This is a genomic window from Paenibacillus sp. Y301 (assembly GCF_059445505.1).
In genome coordinates this window covers 142526-162009 of sequence record NZ_JCAIUL010000004.1, presented here as the reverse complement: position 1 = coordinate 162009, position 19484 = coordinate 142526, and the positions used below count along the sequence as shown (strand labels likewise).

Sequence of the window (19484 nt, the reverse complement as noted above, 5' to 3'; positions counted from 1 at the left end):
TTCTTTATCCCTATACAAAAATAGTCCTGCGTATTATGCAGGACTCGTCCAATTTAGTAGTTAATCAAGCTAAGTTCATTTTTAATGATGGTTCTCTGACTGGATATCACGAGTAACATCTAATAATGTGATGGTATCGTAATGAAGTTCAAGTGCCAATTCTCCACCTTTATAAATCCGTTCCATAACCTCTTGTATATGTCCGGATACGACACATGTTGACTCTCCGCCTCCAGAACACCAACTCGGTTGTAACGAACCACGTGCAAGCAGACGATATAAGTCGCCTAATGTCAATTTCGCACTATCTACATTCAGTAGATACCCGCCACCGACACCTTCCTTCGTGGTTACATAACCTTGTTTCCGAAGTAATCCCAATACCTTACGAACACGTGCAGGATGTGTACATACACTCTTAGCAATTTCATCACTATTAGCCATATGGTCTTTCTTTAAGCTAAGAAGGGTTAAACAATGGACGGCAATATTAAACTCACTATTCATTTCATCGCTCCCTCTCATCTGTAATTATATACATAACAGTTTTTAAATGTCAAGTTTAGCGCTTATCTACTAGAAGAATCACGCTTAAATGAACAAAAAGTGAGCCCCTTCGATTGAAAGGGCCCCATACAGATTAGACATATGAAAGGGTTTACATTTATCATTATAGTATGAAATCCCATTTTTGAAAACGCTTTTTTTATATACTTGTTTATCATCCATTTTACCTTGTCTTAAAATGAACCGTATCTCCATATATAGGTCTTGTCCCCCATCTCTATTGTGGCATAATCTCAAGTATAATCATTCTCGTGTAAGGTAAAGACTAGTAAAGAAACATACTGAAATTGAATGTCATAAACCATGTGCTATAATAAATGTAACAGATTATAAAAAAATAGAGAGGGGTACTTGAATTGTCTCATATCAGTCCCTCATATCTTCAAATTGGAACAACGATCGGTGCTATTATTATGGCTTTACTCACCATATTTATTAGGCTCAAGGCAAGTAGTTCCCCTGTTACAATTAAGAAAATCATCATTCCACCCTTAGGTATGTCAACGGGATTCTTCATGTTCGTAGCCCCAATTACGCATATCCCACTATGGTGGGCTTTAGTATCCTTTGTAATCGGTTGGTTTGTATTCTCATACCCACTTATCCGTAGTACTCATTTCAAAGTCATTGAAGGTCAAGTGTTCGCCGAACGCTCTAAAAGCTTCATTGTGATCTTGTTTGCACTACTTGCGGTTCGTATGCTCCTTCACCAAGTGATTGAGCAGTATGTCTCCATTGGACAGACGGGTGCTTTATTCTTCCTATTAGCTTTCGGGATGATCGTTCATTGGCGCGTATTCATGTACAAAGAATACAACCGTATCATTCGATTGAATGATAACTTGTAATCGAATATGTTTGCGTAAATAACCGTCCAGATCATCTGTTGGGCGGTTTATCGCGTTATTTTATCTACCACAAATTACAACATTATTGCTGTGATATGTTATTTTAAGTAACATAGAGGTCAAATCCCCATATTATATATAATAATCAACGTTAAAAGGAGCACCAACTATGAAATTAAAATCAAGAAAAGTAGCCATCATTGGATCCGGTATGGTAGGCTCAAGCTGCGCCTATTCTATGATTAACCAATCCATATGTGATGAGATTATGATGGTAGATCGGACCTATGATCGTGCTTTAGCACAAGCACTTGATCTGTCACACTGTATGGACTTCTCGCATACTCGTACCAAAGTATACGCAGGATCTTATGAAGACTGTGGTTCTATGGATGTCATCATCCTTACGGCAGGGGCTAACCCTAAAGCGGGTCAAAGTCGGCTAGATGTATTAGAAGAAGCTGCAGCCATCACCAAAGAAATTGTCACACCGATTATTAACAGCGGATTCGACGGTATCTTTGTCATTGCCGCTAATCCAGTAGATATCGTCACTTATATGGTATGCCAAATATCGGGCTTCCCTCGACACAAGGTTATTGGTACTGGAACTTCCATTGATTCCTCGCGCCTCAAGACGCTATTATCAGATGTGTTCTCTATCGATCCTCGGAGTGTCAATGGGTACGCTATGGGCGAACATGGTGATTCTCAATTCGTAGCTTGGTCCCATGTTACAATTGGAGGCAAGCCCATTCTACACATTCTTTCTCAACATAGAGAAAGATTTAAGGACTTAGATCTTGCCGACATCGCTCGCAAGACGAAAGATGCTGGCTGGGAAATATTCACTCGTAAAGGTTCTACTCATTTCGGTATTGGTAGCGCCCTCGCCTTCATCACTCATTCCATTCTTAACGACGACCGCAAAATTATTGCTGTATCTGCCGTACTCGACGGGGAATATGGACAATCGGATATATGTATCGGTGTTCCCGCTATTATTGGAAGTGCGGGAATCCAAGAAATTATCGAACTAAACTTAAGTGATGAGGAAACGTCATTATTTAATGCTTCTTGCGATATTATACGCACCAACATTATGGGGTTAGCTAACGCTTAACCCTTTTTTTCTATTCCGACAAAACAAGAAAGACGCCTCCATAACTGGAGACGCCTTAACTTCAATTAACCTAATGACATAAGGATCAAACTTCTTTCATCCTGAACACAAGCCATCCTGCGACAAAAAACACGATGAAACTGCCTAAAACAACAATCATGATGTTAGCTATCGGCAGATTAAATGCTCCAAAATCCTTAGAATTAGGAAGCATCGACAGCAGGGGTTGTGCCCATGGATAATAGGGGCCAATTTTAACAGAATTAATAACCAGCATATTCGGAATGGTAAACACAACATTAAGGGCAAGCGGTGCGGCAAAGCTGTTCCACATGACAGAGACAGCAAGCTGGAGTGCAGCAAGTGGCAAGCAAGCTACCCATCCTCCCAAGATGCTCTTCATCAAGAATTCCCAAGGAATAGGTGTCCCAACGCCCTGCATCCACCCAACGAAGAACACGCCTACTAAGAATAGCAATTGTGTTATAGCAAGCAGAGCTGTGATAACCGTAAACTTAGCCATGTATACACTCGAACGAGTTACAGGCATCACTAATAGTTGCTTCCAACCTCCTCCGCTATGCTCGTAGCGACATATAAAGGCCGCGAACAATCCACTTAAGATCGGTAGGAAAAACGAACCGTGAACCATGCCCATTTCGAGTTGTAACCTCTCCCAAAGTTCGATATTGCCCGACAGATCGACATCGAAGCCGATCAGTACTGCAAGGATTGGACTGAGTAGGACAAGAAGCCAGATTTGAATATTAGCTATTTTCACTCGTTCAGCTGATAGTAATCTTAGATATCCCTTCATTTATACCACGTCCTTTCTACCGAAGTGAGCCATTCCGAGTAGTAGGATAACCAAACCAACGCATAGAGACGCTCCTATGGCTTCCATTTGGTTCGGTCCATCTAAAGCCATGTTAGGCCATTTCAAAGGCACCCATTCAGCGTATTTACCTGCAAATAGAGATCCAATCGCTATCGTTATGCCGATCGAGACAGAAATCGCTTGATTCGAATAGGTTAATGATAACCAGAGTTGTAGCGCTAATATCGGTAGCGTCCCTATAAAGGGAAGCAAACATATTTGTACAATATGAAGGTAAGGTATGTCCGCATCGAACTTTAAGGCAAGTCCTAAGCCTATTATTCCGAGTACAAGTAACACACAGGACACTAACAATACAATACCCGTAAGGCAGAACTTCGCGCTAAAGACCGTCGTCCTCGAAACAGGCAGTGCAAGCAATTGCTTCCACGAACTCACCTGATGCTCCACATTCGCCATAAGTGAACATATTAAGGTTATTCCTAGAAGAATTGTCAGGGGAACGAAATCCAGAAAGTTATCAATAAGTCCTCCCCACACATCTTCCTTGTATAACTTCATCAGGTAATCATAACGCAGCCCGAAGTTAAGTGCCTGCATCGCTGTAAGACCAAGAGGGCCCAAGAACACGAGGAACCAAATCCCTTTTTTGCGTATCTTCATGAAGTCTGTAGATAGTACACGCCCCATCATCATGAGACGCCACCCTCTCCAATCACCTGTAGGAAAATATCCTCCAGTGACTTCTTCTTCTCCTCAACGCGATAAATAGCATGATGATGATCCACTAACCTCTTCACCAACAATGCCACTTGAATATCATCATTGAGCTTAGGAAAATGTAACATGCCTTGTTGCAGTGTTCCTTCATACCCTTGTCCATTCGCCAGACGAATGGCTTCCTCCGGATCAGATACGACAATCCGTATCCCTTCAGATGCTTGATCCTTCAGGTTTTGAATTGTATTTTGAAATACCATCTCACCTTCACGGATGATTCCCACTCTACTGGCCGTTTGCTCAACTTCACTCAATAAGTGGCTCGATACTAGCACTGTGATTCCATGCCGCTGGGGCATCTCTCTAATCAATTCACGTATCTCCTGAATACCTGCGGGGTCAAGGCCATTGGTAGGTTCATCTAGAATCAGTAATTCAGGATTACCTAAGAGAGCACTAGCAATACCTAGTCGTTGCTTCATGCCTAAAGAATAGCCTTTCACGGCACGCTTAGATTCTTTCGTCAGAGCGACGATGTCCAGAACTTCATCAATCCTTGATTTGGGAACATCTAGAATGCGTCGAACCGTCTCCAAATTCTGAACAGCTGTTAAATGCCCATAATAGGAGGGGTATTCTACTAATGAACCGACACGTCGGAGAATACTTAGCTTCTCCTTTTTTAAATCTTTACCGAATATTTGAACGGATCCTTCTGTCGGACGAATTAACCCCAGTAACATACGAATGGTTGTCGTTTTGCCCGCTCCATTAGGTCCTAAGAAACCATAGATTTCACCTTTAGCTATCTCTAGGTTCAGATTACTTACAGCCGAACGGCCGCGATATCTCTTATTCAAATTCCTCGTCTGTATTACGAGTTCGCTCATTAAGATCACCTCTAGAACTAACAATACATTCTGAAGTTTAAAATCACGCGACGCTCTTGTTTAAATTTCGTTTAAGTTTTGTTTAAGATTGGTGATTAGGTTCCGATTCTCGATAGAGATATACGGTCGTACCTTCGGGTGAACTAATCGTTTCTAATCTTAAACCCATCTCCTTCGTTAGAAACTCCACGATGGCCAGTCCTATTCCCACACCTTTCGTAACTGATGGAGAAGACATCCCTTCCCCATGGTCAGCAATTACAATGGCTACCTCACCATGTCGCACTTCATTATATATTCCGATAAATTGTCCATTACGCGCATGACGGACCACATTTTGAAATAAATTATCAAGAATACGTCTGAACCATCCCTCATCCACGTTCCAGAATAAAGGCTCCTCTTGTACATTCACATCGACTTCGAAATTCTCCTTCTCCCATAGGGGATACCAAGCCGCAGCACTTTCTCGAACTATTCTTAGAACATCATGGTTCTGAGTATTTAAAGTATACCGACCACTCGTTAGCAGGTTATAAGATAATAAGTTGTCAATCAATCCAGATAAATCATGAATTTTAGCATCAATGAGCTGAAGGAATTCCTCCCCTTGGACAGATAGCCTTTCTTTCTGTAACGAATAAATATGACTTCGAATAACCGTTAGCGGTGTGCGCAAATCATGAGATAAATGAGCTATTAATTGCTTGCGCAGATTCTCTTCTTCACGCTCACGATGCATACTATCTCGAAGTTGAACAACCATGTGATTAAATGATTCTTCCAATTGACCAATCTCATCATGTTTCTTAACCATGACAGGCTCAGGAATACCATCTTCTCCTACCAAAGTCATGGAGGACTGCAAATGAAGTAACCTTTTTCGAAACCTAGAAAAAAACATCCAGGACATGACAATAAAAAGAACAAACCAGATTACACTAAACGTCGCATAGTAGGAAATATTGATTCCTCCGTATGGCTCGTTAAGCAAAGATCGAGAAACCATTAGACACATGAACCCTTGCCCTTGATCCTCTTTTCCTCCACCAATAAAAGAGACAACTGTAAATGGGTCTGATGATATACTGTTCTTCATAAACATGACAGCATCCGATGCATTCCAATGTGTAGGGATGAATTCCTGATGTGGAAGTTCCAATTGCGTATTCCCTTGTTCATCTACCCAGAACATCGAAGCATCAGGATACTTCTTTTTTAATTCTTTTAAACTCGCATCCATCGTTACGTTAGAAACACCATTCAGACTTCGTGCTTCATGATGCCAGTTCTCCTCTAGTTCAGTCCAAGTCTCATAGAGGGAAGTATCCGATGACTTATCTGTTGGGGCCTCAGAGAAGACCATAAAGGCTAAGGTAGGTAATATAGATAAGATAGGTATAAATAGGAGCGCCATGAGTACAACTAGTAAATACCTAGACAACAATGAACGTCCGAATCGAAAGATAAGCCAATTCTTCATGATTTCACACGATAACCGAGGCCTCGGACGGTTTCAATGATTTCGGGATTAGCCGGGTCGCGCTCGATCTTTTCACGAAGATAACGAATATGAACCATTAATGACTTATCCCCTTCCATATATGGATCACCCCAGACTGCTTCGTAAATCTGCTCCTTCGTCAGAATATGATCTACATGCTGCAACAAGTATGTGAATATCTGAAACTGTTTACCTGTTAACATGATTTCTTCACCGGATTCACGATTCATTATGCGATTCTCTTTCTCGTATATCTGTAAATGCTTTATTTCCATCGGTTCAGATGAATGTGCACCCGAACGTCTAAGCAATACTTCTATTCGTGCAGCTAATTCATCCGGGTGGAATGGCTTCGTTACATAATCATCTGCAAATTCTAAGCCTTGTAGTTTATCATCAATCGAGGTTCGTGCAGACAACATAAGGATAGGTAATGCAGGATAGGATTTCTTCAGTCGCTGACCGATTGTGAATCCATCGAGACCCGGGAGCATAACATCCAAGATAACTAATCTACAAAGTGCTGCCTTCTCAATGGCACCCTCTCCATTTAATAGCCATATCACATCATATCCGCGTTCCATCAAGTCTTGACTCGCCCATTTACCAATATCTCGATCATCTTCTATGTATAAAATTTGTACACTCATGCACCCATCGATCCTCTCATTCATATACCGTCATTATAGCATGCAGTTATGTTCCCCTGATTAGGTTAACCGATTAAGAACAATGTACACTCCTTGAATTTTATGGTATATTCGAATGGAAAGACCATAATAATGCAAACAAAAAGGCAATGCTACCCTATATAAAAAGGTACAACCTCGGCTATTTCCTAGTCTTGAGTTGTGCTTTTTTTGTGTGTAGCGTAAACAGGAGGAGATCATGATGTTATTAGAAGCTATATATCATCGCCCGAAACAAAACTGGTGTTATGCTTATGATGGGAACACGATACATATTAGAATTCGCACCAAAAGGAATGATGTCACCTCAGTTGAAGCAATGACAGGTGATAAATATGCTTGGGATCAGACGATAACGTATATTCCCATGACTATCCTAGCATCAGATGAATTATTTGATTACTGGGAGTGCGAAGTTATCCCACCTTACCGCCGCTTGAAATATGGCTTCTTACTCCACAAAGATGAGCAGAAGTTATGGATGACAGAATATACTTTCTTGGATGAACAACCTGCCGATCCAAATCGACTATTCGAGTTCCCATATATCAACATGGTTGATGTATTCATGACTCCTGATTGGGTCAAAGACGCTGTGTTCTATCAAATTTTCCCTGAACGATTCGGAAATGGAGACCCTAGCATAGATCCCCCAGGTACGCTTCCATGGGGTGGAGCACCAGAACGAGATAATTTCTTTGGAGGAGACTTACAAGGAGTCATTGATCACATAGATCATCTCAGCGATTTAGGTATTAATGCACTCTATTTCACCCCTTTATTTATCGCAACGACTAACCATAAATATGATACTGAGGATTATCTACAGATCGACCCCCAGTTCGGCGATATCACTTTATTGAAGAAGTTAGTGAAGCTCTGCCATGAACGAGGAATACGTGTCCTTATGGATGCTGTATTTAATCATTCCGGAAGAACATTTGCACCATTCGTTGATGTACAGAAGAATGGTGCATCATCTAAATACAAAGATTGGTTCCACGTCTCTGAATTTCCTATCCGTATCGAGAATGGGATTCCAACGTATGATACCTTTGCCTTTGAACCGTTGATGCCAAAACTAAATACTGAGAATCCAGAGGTTAAGTCCTACCTTCTTCATGTCGCTGAATATTGGATTAAAGAAGTTGGCATCGATGGATGGAGACTAGATGTAGCTAACGAAGTCGATCATCAGTTCTGGAGAGAGTTCAGACAAGTGGTTAAGAAGGCCAATCCTGAGGCCTATATTCTAGGTGAAATATGGCATGAGTCCTCCAATTGGCTGCAAGGTGATCAATTTGATGCGGTCATGAATTATCCTTTTACCCATGCAACGCATGATTTCTTTGTAGATGGATCAACCGATGCCGAAGGATTCTCACATGCCATCGGCAAACAAGTAGCCCGCTACCCACGTCAAGCGAATGAAGTTGCCTTCAACTTACTCGATAGCCATGACACAGCCCGCCTAATTACACTCTGTAAAGACGATCAACGTAAAATGAAGCTTGCCGTGGTATTTATGCTCACATTTACGGGAACCCCATGTATTTATTATGGTGATGAAATTGGTCTAACCGGTGGGCATGATCCGGAGTGCCGGAAGTGTATGGAATGGGATCCTTCTAAGCAAGATCATGAATTATTTAAGTTCTACCAAGACCTCATTAAGTTACGTCTGAACCACCGAGCACTTCGTACGGGTACATTCACGTTCCTATCTTCTGAAGCAGGTGGTACAACACTAGCATATGCTCGTGAAGACGAACAAGATAAATTTATCATCGTTATGAATAACGATCCTAAGAAACAACCCATCACGGTTTCCTTAGCAGAATCTAGATTGAAGGAAGTTCACTCTGAAGAGACATATATGATCAAGAACGGAGTCCTGAATGTAGAACTACTCCCTTACAGTTATATGATCTTCCAGGTGATCGCAGAGTAGCATTCATCGATTCCTGTACTTCAGACCACTGTTTCGCACACAACAAAGCGGCTAAGGATCTCATCCTTGGCCGCTTTGTCATTCCTATGTGACTCCGACATTCCTTCCAATCTATTCGATAGGCCTACCAAGAACGAATAATCCTTTCGATCATTCGTTGTTATTCGTTGTATGAATCTATCCCTTACTTGCACCCGATGTTAGGCCTTCCACGAGAAGGCGTTGAAGGAACATGAATAGAAGTGTAATTGGAACAGCAATCAATACAGCACCTGCTGCAAATAACGTGAAATTACTATTTGTATTCGAATTTACCATCTCGTACAATCCAACAGCCACCGTCCATTGTTCCTTAGAGCGAAGTACCATCTTAGCAAAGATAAAGTCTACCCATGGACCCACAAATTGAGTTAGAGCCATATAGGTGATCATCGGCCTAGATAGCGGAAGGATAATACGGGTGAAGATTCTAAAGTTACTTGCTCCATCAATTTTCGCTGCCTCATCCAAGGATCGTGGGATCGTATCCAAGAATCCCTTAGCAACAAAGGTCCCTAATAAGGGGGCACCTGCTGCATATACAATGATCAGTGCAAGATGTGTATCAAGCATACGGAATTCTTTCAGTAATAGGAAGATCGCTATCATACTCATGAATCCAGGAAACATCCCTAGAATCAATACGATCGAAAGCGCGGTCTGCCGTCCGCGGAAACGGAACCGTGACACTGCGTAGCTAGTCAATAGGGTTAATGCAATCCCAATCAACATCGATGCAATGGATATTTTCAACGTATTCATATACCATTGTCCGAACAGATAACTTTTAGATGTGAATAGCTCGCGATAATGATCTAGCGTGAACTGATCCGGAATCAAATTTTTACTATACAGTGACTTTCCTGGCCGAACAGATCCCATGATGACCCACAAGGCTGGATATATAGCACCAATCACCATAATAATCAGCGTAATGTAACTTAGCGTTAATTGAATTCTTTTCTTTACTTTGCGTTTACTCATTGGATCATATCCTCCTCTTTAAACGACTTCGTTCGACGATAGTTATAAATCGAGAACGAGGCAATAATTAGGAAAATAATGATACCTATAGCAGAAGCCATATTGTACTTATTCTGATCCAGTGTTAATTTGTACAGCCAGGTAACTAGTAGATCCGTAGCTCCTGCATACTGGTAGTCACCTACAACTGGATTTCCATTCGTGAGCAGGAAGATAGCGTTAAAGTTATTAATATTACCTGCGAACTGCATGATAAGTATAGGTGCAGTCGAGAAAAGTACCATCGGCAATGTCACAATTCGAAATTTCTGATAACTACTTGCGCCGTCTACCTCAGCAGCTTCATACATATCACGTGGAATCGTTGTTAAGACGCCCATAATCAATATCATGGAGACTGGAATACCAACCCACATATTGACGACAATAACGGTAACTTTTGCCCAGAATGGATCAGTTAACCACGGAAGTCCATCTAGCCCGAAGTACTTGAGATACTGGTTAATGGGTCCGAACTGACCATTGAACATATTTCTCATAACAAGTAGCGAAATCAACTGCGGTATAGCGTATGGAATAATTAACAGCGTTCTCCACAACCCCTTAAATCGAATTCCCTGTTGATTAATAAGCAATGCAACAAGCAATCCTCCAAAATAAGTGGTTATGGTAGAAAGAATCGCCCAGATGAACGTCCAGATGAGAACCCCAAAGAATGTATGACTCCATGTCTTGAGCGTTAGCAATTCTTTAAAAGTATTAAAACCAACCCAATCGACTAGTTTAGCCGGTGGAATATGGTTCGGCGAAGAATAGTTTGTGAAGGCAAGCATAATCATGAAAATAATAGGCAGAACCGTGAAGAATAGAATACCTATAGCAGGTAAAGTCAAAAATGCTTGTGCGAATTTGTAATCTAACGTATATCGAATCGTTTGTTTGAAACTATTCGGTTCTTTTCCCTGTTCTCTATTCATTGCAATTTTACGTGCATCACGGATATTCATAATATAAAGAAGGATAAATAGTACGAAAAATAGCATTATAATCAAACTTTGAATTAAGATAATAATCGAATTATCCCCGACAATCACCGGTTTAGCTGCAGTGTTTCTAACTGTTTCCCCTAATGTGACAACACCCCATACCGCTCTATACAGATTACTACCGAAATAAATAATCCCATAAGCTTCGATCAACAGAAATATGAAGCCTTTAATAAACTGGCGGTTATATATTTGTCCCAGTCCCATGATTATAACTGACAGTAGGGTGGCTTTATTTCGATGTCTGTCCACAGTGCTCTCTCCTCTCCCTAGGAAACCAAGGAATTACCCGCCACAACCTGCGGCGGGTGATTTCTAATCAATACTCCTCGAACATTTTAAAGATTATTTCGTAACACCATTATTCAAATCTTTAATTTGTTGCGCTGCTTTATCCATCATTTCTTTAGGGTCTTTATTGTTATCCCAGATTTCAGTCAAGGCTGCACCAACAGGTGTCCAAGTGTTACCCATTTCTGGAAGGATAGGCATAGGGTTAGAGTTAATAACTTGTAAAGCAAATCCAGCTACCATTGGATCATTCTTAACCTGATCTGCCTCTAATGCCTCTAAATTCGTTGGAACAGAACCGACCTTTTCATTTAGCATCAATTGTGCATCCTTCGAAGATGCAAAGTTAGCGAATAGTTTAGCTGCATTTGGATATTTCGTGAAGGAGTTTACATAGAATGCTTTGATCCCCGAGAATGAAATGGCAGGCTTACCATCAATCGTTGGAATTGGAGCAATACCAAGGTTATCTCCTAATGCTTCTTTGTAACCTGTAATTTCCCAAGGGCCATTAATATCCATAGCTACATCACCCGAATTGAATAAACTACGTTTAATGTCTGGTGTGATATCACCACTCTTAATAGGCAGTGCTTCTTTAAGTTTCACGTACGTTTGTAATCCGGCAACAGAGCCATCATTATTAATCCCGATATCATCTTTTTTCGTGCCATTATCACCGAAGATGTATCCACCACCCGTTGCGATAAACGGATAATTGAAATACATATTACCTGTTTCCCACATGATTCCGTATCTGTTCTTAGATTTATCTGTGAATGTTTTACTAAAAGCGATAACATCATCAAACGACTTAGGAGCTTCTTTTACTAATTCCTTGTTATAAAAAAGGGCATACGTTTCAGCTGCTCTTGGGTATCCGTACAATGTGCCATCTGCAGTTACACCTTGAATCGATGCTTCAGTGTTATTCTTGACTGTGTCTTCCCCGAACTCATCATTAGGTAATAGCAACCCTGCAGCTACTGCTCTACCCAAGTTATCATGTGGGAACATAACCACATCGGCGCCTAATCCTGAAGGTCCATCTTGCGTTAATTTGGTAACTTGATCAGTAGCAGGTACTTCTTCTACTTTGACAGTAACATTATATTTTTCCTCAAATTGCTTCGCAATTTCATCTGTGAATGCCCGTTCTTCTCTACTTTCCCATACGATCAAGGTCGCGCCATCTTCCGGTTGAAGCCCTGGTTCAGCCACCACTTCTGGTGTCGCCGCGGGTTCAGTCGTCGTATTGGTGCTTGGAGCAGGCTCTGCATTTTGTGGCGCATTGTTGTTGGAACCACATGCCGTAATCGATGTAACCATCGTTAAAGCCGCAACTAAGGTCATTACTTTGTTCATTTTCATTTCTAAACTAACCCCTCTCTAATTGGTATACCGGTTAAATCGACATAAAGGCTTGAATATTGCGCAAACGATTTCATAATAGTTGTTGAATTGCCGCTTACATGCGTAAATATCTGGTTATATGAAGTTATGGAGCGAAGTAAGCGCTTTATTCATGGGTTTATCATACACAATAGAATTTGTTTTGTAAAAACGTTTGCACATGGAGATTATGCCTAAATTTTACCGTTTTATAAATATAATCTATCTCAATCTTCCATTTTCACAATATGTCTCCCCATTACTTCCACTTACTTCAAAACTGTTGAGGAATATGGGTGGATTACCAATAAACCCGGAGTGAGATTTGTATTTTTATTTGTTGTTTTTAAAATACTTGTGTATTCATACTCCGTTCCTTCAAGTGCCACATGTTGCACTTGATCGGATAAATTATGTACAACCAACACTTGTTCTGATTGCGTACGACGAACATAGGATAAAATTTGTGCAATCCCCGTATCATAATATTGGATATCCCCATCATGAAGCGCTACGATTTCAGTTCTCCATCTCACCCACTCCCGATAATGAGAGAACAAGGAATCTTGCTTGTTGATTTGTTCCTCCACATTCGCTACCCCTTCTCCACGATTTAGAGTAGGTTCTTCCCATGTCGTCTGTCCCGTTCCTTGCGTTCCACCTTCATACCAGATCATAGGTTCACGGATCTGTTCATCCGGCTTCGCACCTAACATTCCAATCTCTTCTCCGTAATAAATGAATGGGTTCCCTGGTAACGTGAGAAGAATAGAAGCCGCCATCTTCGCATGATCTACATTGCCATTTAATTGACTCATCACCCGATTCTGGTCATGATTCGTTAAGAATATGGCATCAACATAATTCCCTTCAGATTTATCATTGAATAACTTATAGGTTCGTTCTAGCGTAAATGCCATATTGTTGTCTCTCTCCGTCATAACACTACCTATGATGGATTCCGCTAGACCAAAATTAAAAGTAGAGTCAAATGCCTTATTCAGATAAGGAGCCACAGAAGCAGCCGAATTCTCCCACACTTCCCCGACAATATAAGCTTCTGGATTAATCTCATTCATACCACTTCGGAATTCCTGCCACCATGCTATATTCTTGTCTTCCGTCTCCTTATTACGATCTGATTGTAAATCCTCGTATATGTGTTTGGCTGCATCTAACCGAAACCCATCCATTCCTAGGGATAACCAGAATCGCCCAATATCTTTCATTTCTGTTCGCACCGCTACATTATCGAAATTAAGATCAGGCATTCCCTCCCAAAATGTACCTAGATAATGAGTATCCTTCATTGGATACCAAGGGTTTTCACCTGATGCGGCACTAGTCCCACTTGTATCTCTTCCGTGATCTTCTGCCCATACGTACCAATCCCGATAAGGACTCTCCTTATCTTGAGCGGACTCCATGAACCACGGATGTTCATTACTCGAATGATTAACAACCAAATCCATAATAATATTAATACCACGTTTATGAGCCTCTTCGATCAACATCTCCATATCTTCCATAGTCCCATAATCAGGATTCACGCTTCTATAATCTGTTACATCATATCCATGATAGCTTGGCGAAGGTTGAATGGGCATGAGCCAGATTCCACCTATACCCAGATCATTTGTCGTCGCTTCATTTCCATCATTTAAGTAATCCAATTTCTCCATTATGCCACGTATATCACCAATACCATCTCCGTCTGAATCATAGAAAGAACGCACAAAAATCTCGTAATAGACGGTTGAGTGCTGTTCATCAATTAGTTGACTTGATTTCGAAACAGATGGTGCTTTCTTCTGTGAACTTGTCGTAGATGTGGTCGTATTTTGTTTATTCTGTTCTGTTTGTGTCACATGAGTGTTATCTTTAGAAGTACAGCCTACCAATAATGTACTTAGCATCGAAACTCCTATAAATCCAAGAGCTAGATGCTTCACACGAATATCTGCCTTTACTGGTTTTATAACTTTCACATTATCCCTCCCTTAATTGACTTTTTATAGTCGTTTATGGGTACCATCATAACGGAGGAACACTTGAAGTCAAAACGATGGTAGCGTTATATATCCTTATATTCATTGATTTAGTGAATATAAACAGATTAGATCTATTTATTTCTCCGTTTTTCTCACGAATGATCTAATTTTATATCATTTATGGTATACTTACTATCATTATGAAAGGTTTGTTATTTACAAGCCGTAGACATTAGATTAAGATATCAATTGTAAAAACGAATATCACGTTTGTTTGATTTAGGTATTTACGCAAACGGTATCATCCGGGAGGTCATTATGTCTGTAACGATTAAAGATGTTGCTAAAAAAGCTGGCGTATCTCCCTCCACGGTATCCCGAGTGCTATCAAATCACCCAAGAATTAGCCGTGAAACTTCTCGGAAGGTAAAGGTCATTCTAGAGGAAATGGGATATCACCCCAATATCATGGCTCAGAGCCTCGTGTCTAAGACAACGAACAGCATTTGCGTTATACTTCCTAAATCTGCTGAAGAACTATTCTTGAATTCATTTTTCATGGAGTTAGTACGTGGGATTGTGACACAAGCTAACCGTTCCGGCTATGATGTTGTACTTAGTTCTGGAGGTAGTGAGCAAGAAGAAGTCGATGTTGTATCTCGTTTAATTAACGGGAAAAGAGTCGACGGTGCTATTCTACTCTATTCGCGTAAAGATGATCCTGTGGTCGAATTTCTACATTCCAATAATCACCCCTTTGTCTTAATTGGGCGCAGTGAGAAATATCCCGACCTACTATCCGTCGATAATGATAATGCTCAAGCCGCATATGATGCTACCAAGCATTTGATTTCCTTTGGACATAGAAGAATTGGATTTGTCAGTGGACCTCCGAATCACGTCGTTTCATTGGATCGACTTAAGGGTTACCAAAGAGCTCTTGAAGAAAGTGGTCTTGAAATGCGCAAGGACTGGATTGTTGAAGGAGAATTCTTACAAGAAAGTGGATACCGAGCAATGTCGTTCTTCATGAACTTGCCTGAGCGTCCGACAGCCTTAGTTGTGGTGGATGATCTTGTATCGTTTGGTGTACTACGTGGTTTACATGAACTGGGATATAAAGTTCCTGATGATCTAAGTATCGTCAGCTTTAATAATATATCAATTGCTGAACTCTCAACACCACCGATAAGTAGCATCGATATTGGTATTTATAATCTAGGCTATACCGCTTCACAAGCTTTAATTCAATGTATTCAACACGACGGAGAAAAGCAGTTTCAGAAGAGACATATTATCCCGCATCGCCTTATGGTAAGGGAATCCTCTATGATCTCCGTAACGGATAAAAGCCATCAAAACTAACATATGGGTCTTTCTGCATTGACTTTTAAGTAGATATTCCCTCATATTAGAGATAAATGAAGCAGCTACTGCTTCATTATATTTTTACTCATGATACAAACGTTTGCACAATAAGGAGGAACCCTATAATGAACGCTACAAATTCCCCTATTCAAGCTTGCTTATTCGACTTAGATGGTGTGCTTGTTGACACTGCGAAATATCACTTTTTAGCATGGAAACGTCTAGCTGATGAGCTAGGATTTGAGTTTACGGAGCAAGACAATGAAAGACTAAAAGGCGTCAGCCGTATGGCTTCCTTAGACATTCTACTTGAGGTTGGTAACGTTCAACTCGATGATGATACAAAGATTGCGCTCGCTGAGAAGAAGAATGCTTGGTACGTCGACTACATTTCATCCATGGATGAATCAGAGATCTTACCTGGCTCACTCTCCTTTCTGAAAGAATTGAAGCAACACGGAATTAAAGTAGCCTTAGGATCTGCTAGCAAAAATGCTATGACTATACTGAATAATGCTAACATCGTTCCTTATTTCGATGCCATCATTGATGGAACCAAGACATCCAATGCCAAACCTGATCCCGAAGTGTTCTTACTCGGTGCAGAAGCTGTTCAAGTAGCACCTGAACATTGTGTCGTATTCGAGGATGCTGAAGCTGGTATAGAAGCAGCGGTTCGTGCAGGAATGCGTTCGATTGGTATTGGATCTCCTGGTACACTGACTCAAGCAGAACTTGTCGTATCTTCACTTAAAGAAATGTCTGTTGAGAAATTACAACGTATGATGTCAGCACAATAGTCGTTTAAACACTTATTCTATCTTTTTTTCTAGAAATGTATTAATCATACTTATATCACAACTTCTGAAGGAGACGATTCATGTGAAGCAATATTTAAAGTTAGATCCGTGGAGCATTATTGAAGAAGGATTCGATCCTCATAATCATGAAATATCAGAAAGTATTTTCAGTATTGGTAATGGATATATGGGACAACGTGCTAATTTCGAAGAAGCATACAGCGGTAGCTCACTTCAAGGTAGTTACATGGCTGGTGTATATTATCCAGATAAAACACGTGTAGGCTGGTGGAAGAACGGTTACCCAGAATACTTCGCAAAAGTGTTGAATTCAACCAACTGGATTGGTATAGATGTTGTTATTGACGGTGAAACACTTGATCTAGCTGTGTGCAAGGTTAAGGATTTCGTACGTGTCCTTAATATGAAAGAAGGAACCCTTTCACGGAGCTTTATCGCTGAGACTCCTGAAGGTAAAGAAGTAAAGATTGAGGCTTTACGCTTCATCAGCATTGCACAGAAAGAGATCGGCGCAATTCGATACGCAGTAACACCACTGAACTTCAGTGGTTCCATTTCTTTGACTCCGTACTTGGATGGCGATGTATCTAATAAAGATTCCAACTATGATGAGAAGTTCTGGTTAGAAGTGTTGAAAGAAGCTACTCCTGAAGATGCTGCTCTAACGATCAAGACAAAGAAGCTAGACTTCCACGTTACATCTGTTATGGCTTACACGCTGCTTAAGAATGGCGAACCTGTCACAGTAACACCTGAATTAATCCATGAGGATAAATATGTCGCTCATCAGATCCAACTTGATGTTCAAGAAAAGGAACAGGTTGTTCTGTACAAATATGTTGCGAATGTGACATCACGTGATCATGGTTTTGGGCAATTATTAGCGGCAGGACGTACACTTCTTACATCAGCTATGGAACTAGGTTTCCAAGAGCTACTTAAAGAACATGTTACGGCATGGGCTGAGAAATGGCGTGAAAGTGATATCGTCATTGAAGGCGATGTAGCCGCACAACAGGCGATTCGTTTCAACATTTTCCAACTTGATCAGACCTATACGGGTGAGGATGACCGTCTTAATATCGGACCTAAAGGGTTTACAGGAGAGAAATACGGCGGAAGTACTTATTGGGATACAGAGGCCTATTGCCTACCCTTCTATTTAAGTACAGCGGATGCATCCATTGCACGCAACCTCTTAATCTATCGTTATAAGCACCTTGAAAAAGCGAAGGAAAATGCTAAGAAGCTTGGATTTAGCAAAGGCGCATTATATCCAATGGTTACGATGAATGGGGAAGAATGTCATAACGAATGGGAAATTACGTTTGAAGAAATTCACCGTAACGGTGCCATTGCTTATGCCATTTATAACTATGTTAATTATACAGGGGATTCAGCTTATCTGGGTCAATATGGCCTTGAAGTTCTCGCAGAAATTTCACGATTCTGGGAAGAGCGCGTTAATTATGTTCCTGCCAAAGATCAATATATGATGCTAGGTGTCACCGGGCCTAATGAATACGAGAACAACGTAAATAACAACTGGTATACAAATAGTATGGCGGTATGGACTATGAAGTACACTTTGGAAGTACTTGATCTTCTACAGAAGAATGAAACAAGTGTATACGAAGAACTTATCGTGAAGTTACATCTTACGGAAGAAGAAACATCCAAATGGAAAGATATCATTGCTAAAATGTACTATCCTTACGATGAAGAACGTCAAGTGTTCTTACAACAAGATGGATTCTTAGATAAAGATCTAACCCCAGTGAAAGAACTAGATCCTTCCAACTTACCTTTGAATCAACAATGGTCCTGGGATCGTATCCTTCGTTCTGCTTACATTAAGCAAGCGGATGTATTGCAAGGCATATTTACATTAAGAGATCAGTTCGACCTAGATACAGTTAAGCGTAACTTCGACTTTTATGAGCCACTTACAGTACATGAGTCATCCCTTTCACCATGTGTCCATTCCATTCTAGCTTGTGAATTGGGATATAAAGAGAAAGCTTATGAGATGTATCTACGTACTTCTCGTCTAGATCTCGACAATTATAACAATGATACAGAAGACGGCTGTCACACAACGAGTATGGCAGGAACTTGGATGTCGGTTGTACACGGATTTGGAGGACTTCGAGTGAAGAATGGCGTGTTATGCTTGAACCCATTCAACCCTGGACACTGGAATTCATTCTCCTTCAAAGTCATGTTCCGTAATTCTCGTCTTAAAGTTACGGTTGGTGAACACGATGTAACCGTTAGTAATGAGACTGAAGCATCTGTTAACGTGAATGTATACGGCAATGATTATACTGTTGGTGGATTAAGTCACATTAAAGTTAGTCTGTAATTACACACAAATAGAACGGGTGCCGTCCTCTCTCAAAGACGGCACCATTGTCTTATA

16 protein-coding genes are annotated in these 19484 nt (G+C 40.7%); 6 read left to right on the top strand and 10 right to left on the bottom strand.

The window, feature by feature from the left end; translation table 11 throughout:
• Positions 1-81: 81 nt before the first annotated feature.
• A complete protein-coding gene (locus tag AC1D69_RS09225) occupies positions 82-507 on the bottom strand; it encodes an Rrf2 family transcriptional regulator (protein ID WP_495455850.1) in 426 nt (141 codons plus the stop codon).
• Positions 508-923: 416 nt separating this feature from the next.
• Here AC1D69_RS09225 and AC1D69_RS09220 point away from each other — a divergent pair, with 416 nt between their 5' ends.
• Both AC1D69_RS09220 and AC1D69_RS09215 read left to right on the top strand, forming a co-directional pair.
• Positions 924-1415 carry a CcdC family protein gene (locus AC1D69_RS09220; RefSeq protein WP_495455849.1) on the top strand — a complete coding sequence of 164 codons (492 nt, stop codon included), beginning with the start codon at positions 924-926 and terminating at the stop codon, positions 1413-1415.
• A 169-nt stretch (positions 1416-1584) separates the two neighbouring features.
• On the top strand, positions 1585-2538 hold the full coding sequence (locus tag AC1D69_RS09215) for an L-lactate dehydrogenase (RefSeq protein WP_495455848.1): 954 nt from the start codon (positions 1585-1587) through the stop codon (positions 2536-2538).
• A gap of 85 nt (positions 2539-2623) precedes the next feature.
• Here AC1D69_RS09215 and AC1D69_RS09210 read toward each other — a convergent pair whose 3' ends face one another.
• The 5 genes from AC1D69_RS09210 to AC1D69_RS09190 all read right to left on the bottom strand — a co-directional run bounded on the left by AC1D69_RS09210 (position 2624) and on the right by AC1D69_RS09190 (position 7140).
• Positions 2624-3355 carry an ABC transporter permease gene (locus AC1D69_RS09210; RefSeq protein ID WP_495455847.1) on the bottom strand — a complete coding sequence of 244 codons (732 nt, stop codon included), beginning with the start codon at positions 3353-3355 and terminating at the stop codon, positions 2624-2626.
• On the bottom strand, positions 3356-4069 hold the full coding sequence (locus AC1D69_RS09205; RefSeq protein WP_495456062.1) for an ABC transporter permease: 714 nt from the start codon (positions 4067-4069) through the stop codon (positions 3356-3358). It lies immediately after the preceding gene.
• Complete coding sequence (locus AC1D69_RS09200) at positions 4069-4986, bottom strand: ABC transporter ATP-binding protein (protein ID WP_495455846.1); 918 nt, start codon at positions 4984-4986, stop codon at positions 4069-4071. The genes AC1D69_RS09205 and AC1D69_RS09200 overlap by 1 nt, the downstream gene beginning before the upstream one ends.
• Before the next feature lie 82 nt (positions 4987-5068).
• Positions 5069-6469: a sensor histidine kinase gene (locus AC1D69_RS09195; protein ID WP_495455845.1), complete on the bottom strand. Its 1401-nt coding sequence runs from the start codon at positions 6467-6469 to the stop codon at positions 5069-5071.
• Positions 6466-7140 carry a response regulator transcription factor gene (locus tag AC1D69_RS09190; protein ID WP_495455844.1) on the bottom strand — a complete coding sequence of 225 codons (675 nt, stop codon included), beginning with the start codon at positions 7138-7140 and terminating at the stop codon, positions 6466-6468. Before AC1D69_RS09190 ends, AC1D69_RS09195 begins: the two co-directional genes overlap by 4 nt.
• A 241-nt stretch (positions 7141-7381) precedes the next feature.
• Here AC1D69_RS09190 and AC1D69_RS09185 point away from each other — a divergent pair, with 241 nt between their 5' ends.
• Positions 7382-9130: an alpha-glycosidase gene (locus AC1D69_RS09185; RefSeq protein WP_495456061.1), complete on the top strand. Its 1749-nt coding sequence runs from the start codon at positions 7382-7384 to the stop codon at positions 9128-9130.
• A gap of 177 nt (positions 9131-9307) precedes the next feature.
• Here the strand turns inward: AC1D69_RS09185 and AC1D69_RS09180 are convergent, their stop codons facing one another.
• The 4 genes from AC1D69_RS09180 to AC1D69_RS09165 all read right to left on the bottom strand — a co-directional run bounded on the left by AC1D69_RS09180 (position 9308) and on the right by AC1D69_RS09165 (position 14870).
• Positions 9308-10153: a sugar ABC transporter permease gene (locus AC1D69_RS09180; protein ID WP_495455843.1), complete on the bottom strand. Its 846-nt coding sequence runs from the start codon at positions 10151-10153 to the stop codon at positions 9308-9310.
• A complete protein-coding gene (locus AC1D69_RS09175; protein ID WP_495455842.1) occupies positions 10150-11451 on the bottom strand; it encodes a carbohydrate ABC transporter permease in 1302 nt (433 codons plus the stop codon). Before AC1D69_RS09175 ends, AC1D69_RS09180 begins: the two co-directional genes overlap by 4 nt.
• A gap of 93 nt (positions 11452-11544) precedes the next feature.
• Complete coding sequence (locus AC1D69_RS09170; protein WP_495455841.1) at positions 11545-12861, bottom strand: sugar ABC transporter substrate-binding protein; 1317 nt, start codon at positions 12859-12861, stop codon at positions 11545-11547.
• 290 nt (positions 12862-13151) lie between these two features.
• Positions 13152-14870, bottom strand: coding sequence for an alpha-amylase family glycosyl hydrolase (locus AC1D69_RS09165; RefSeq protein WP_495455840.1), 1719 nt, complete (start codon positions 14868-14870; stop codon positions 13152-13154).
• Between the two features lie 321 nt (positions 14871-15191).
• Here AC1D69_RS09165 and AC1D69_RS09160 point away from each other — a divergent pair, with 321 nt between their 5' ends.
• From AC1D69_RS09160 to AC1D69_RS09150, 3 genes are all read left to right on the top strand, one after another.
• The gene (locus AC1D69_RS09160; protein WP_495455839.1) at positions 15192-16238 is read left to right on the top strand and encodes a LacI family DNA-binding transcriptional regulator; all 1047 of its coding nucleotides are present in this window, start codon (positions 15192-15194) and stop codon (positions 16236-16238) included.
• Positions 16239-16366: 128 nt separating this feature from the next.
• Complete coding sequence (pgmB, locus tag AC1D69_RS09155) at positions 16367-17041, top strand: beta-phosphoglucomutase (protein ID WP_495455838.1); 675 nt, start codon at positions 16367-16369, stop codon at positions 17039-17041.
• 82 nt (positions 17042-17123) lie between these two features.
• Positions 17124-19427, top strand: a complete 2304-nt coding sequence (locus AC1D69_RS09150; protein ID WP_495455837.1) for a glycoside hydrolase family 65 protein — start codon at positions 17124-17126, stop codon at positions 19425-19427.
• The last annotated feature ends 57 nt before the right edge of the window (positions 19428-19484 follow it).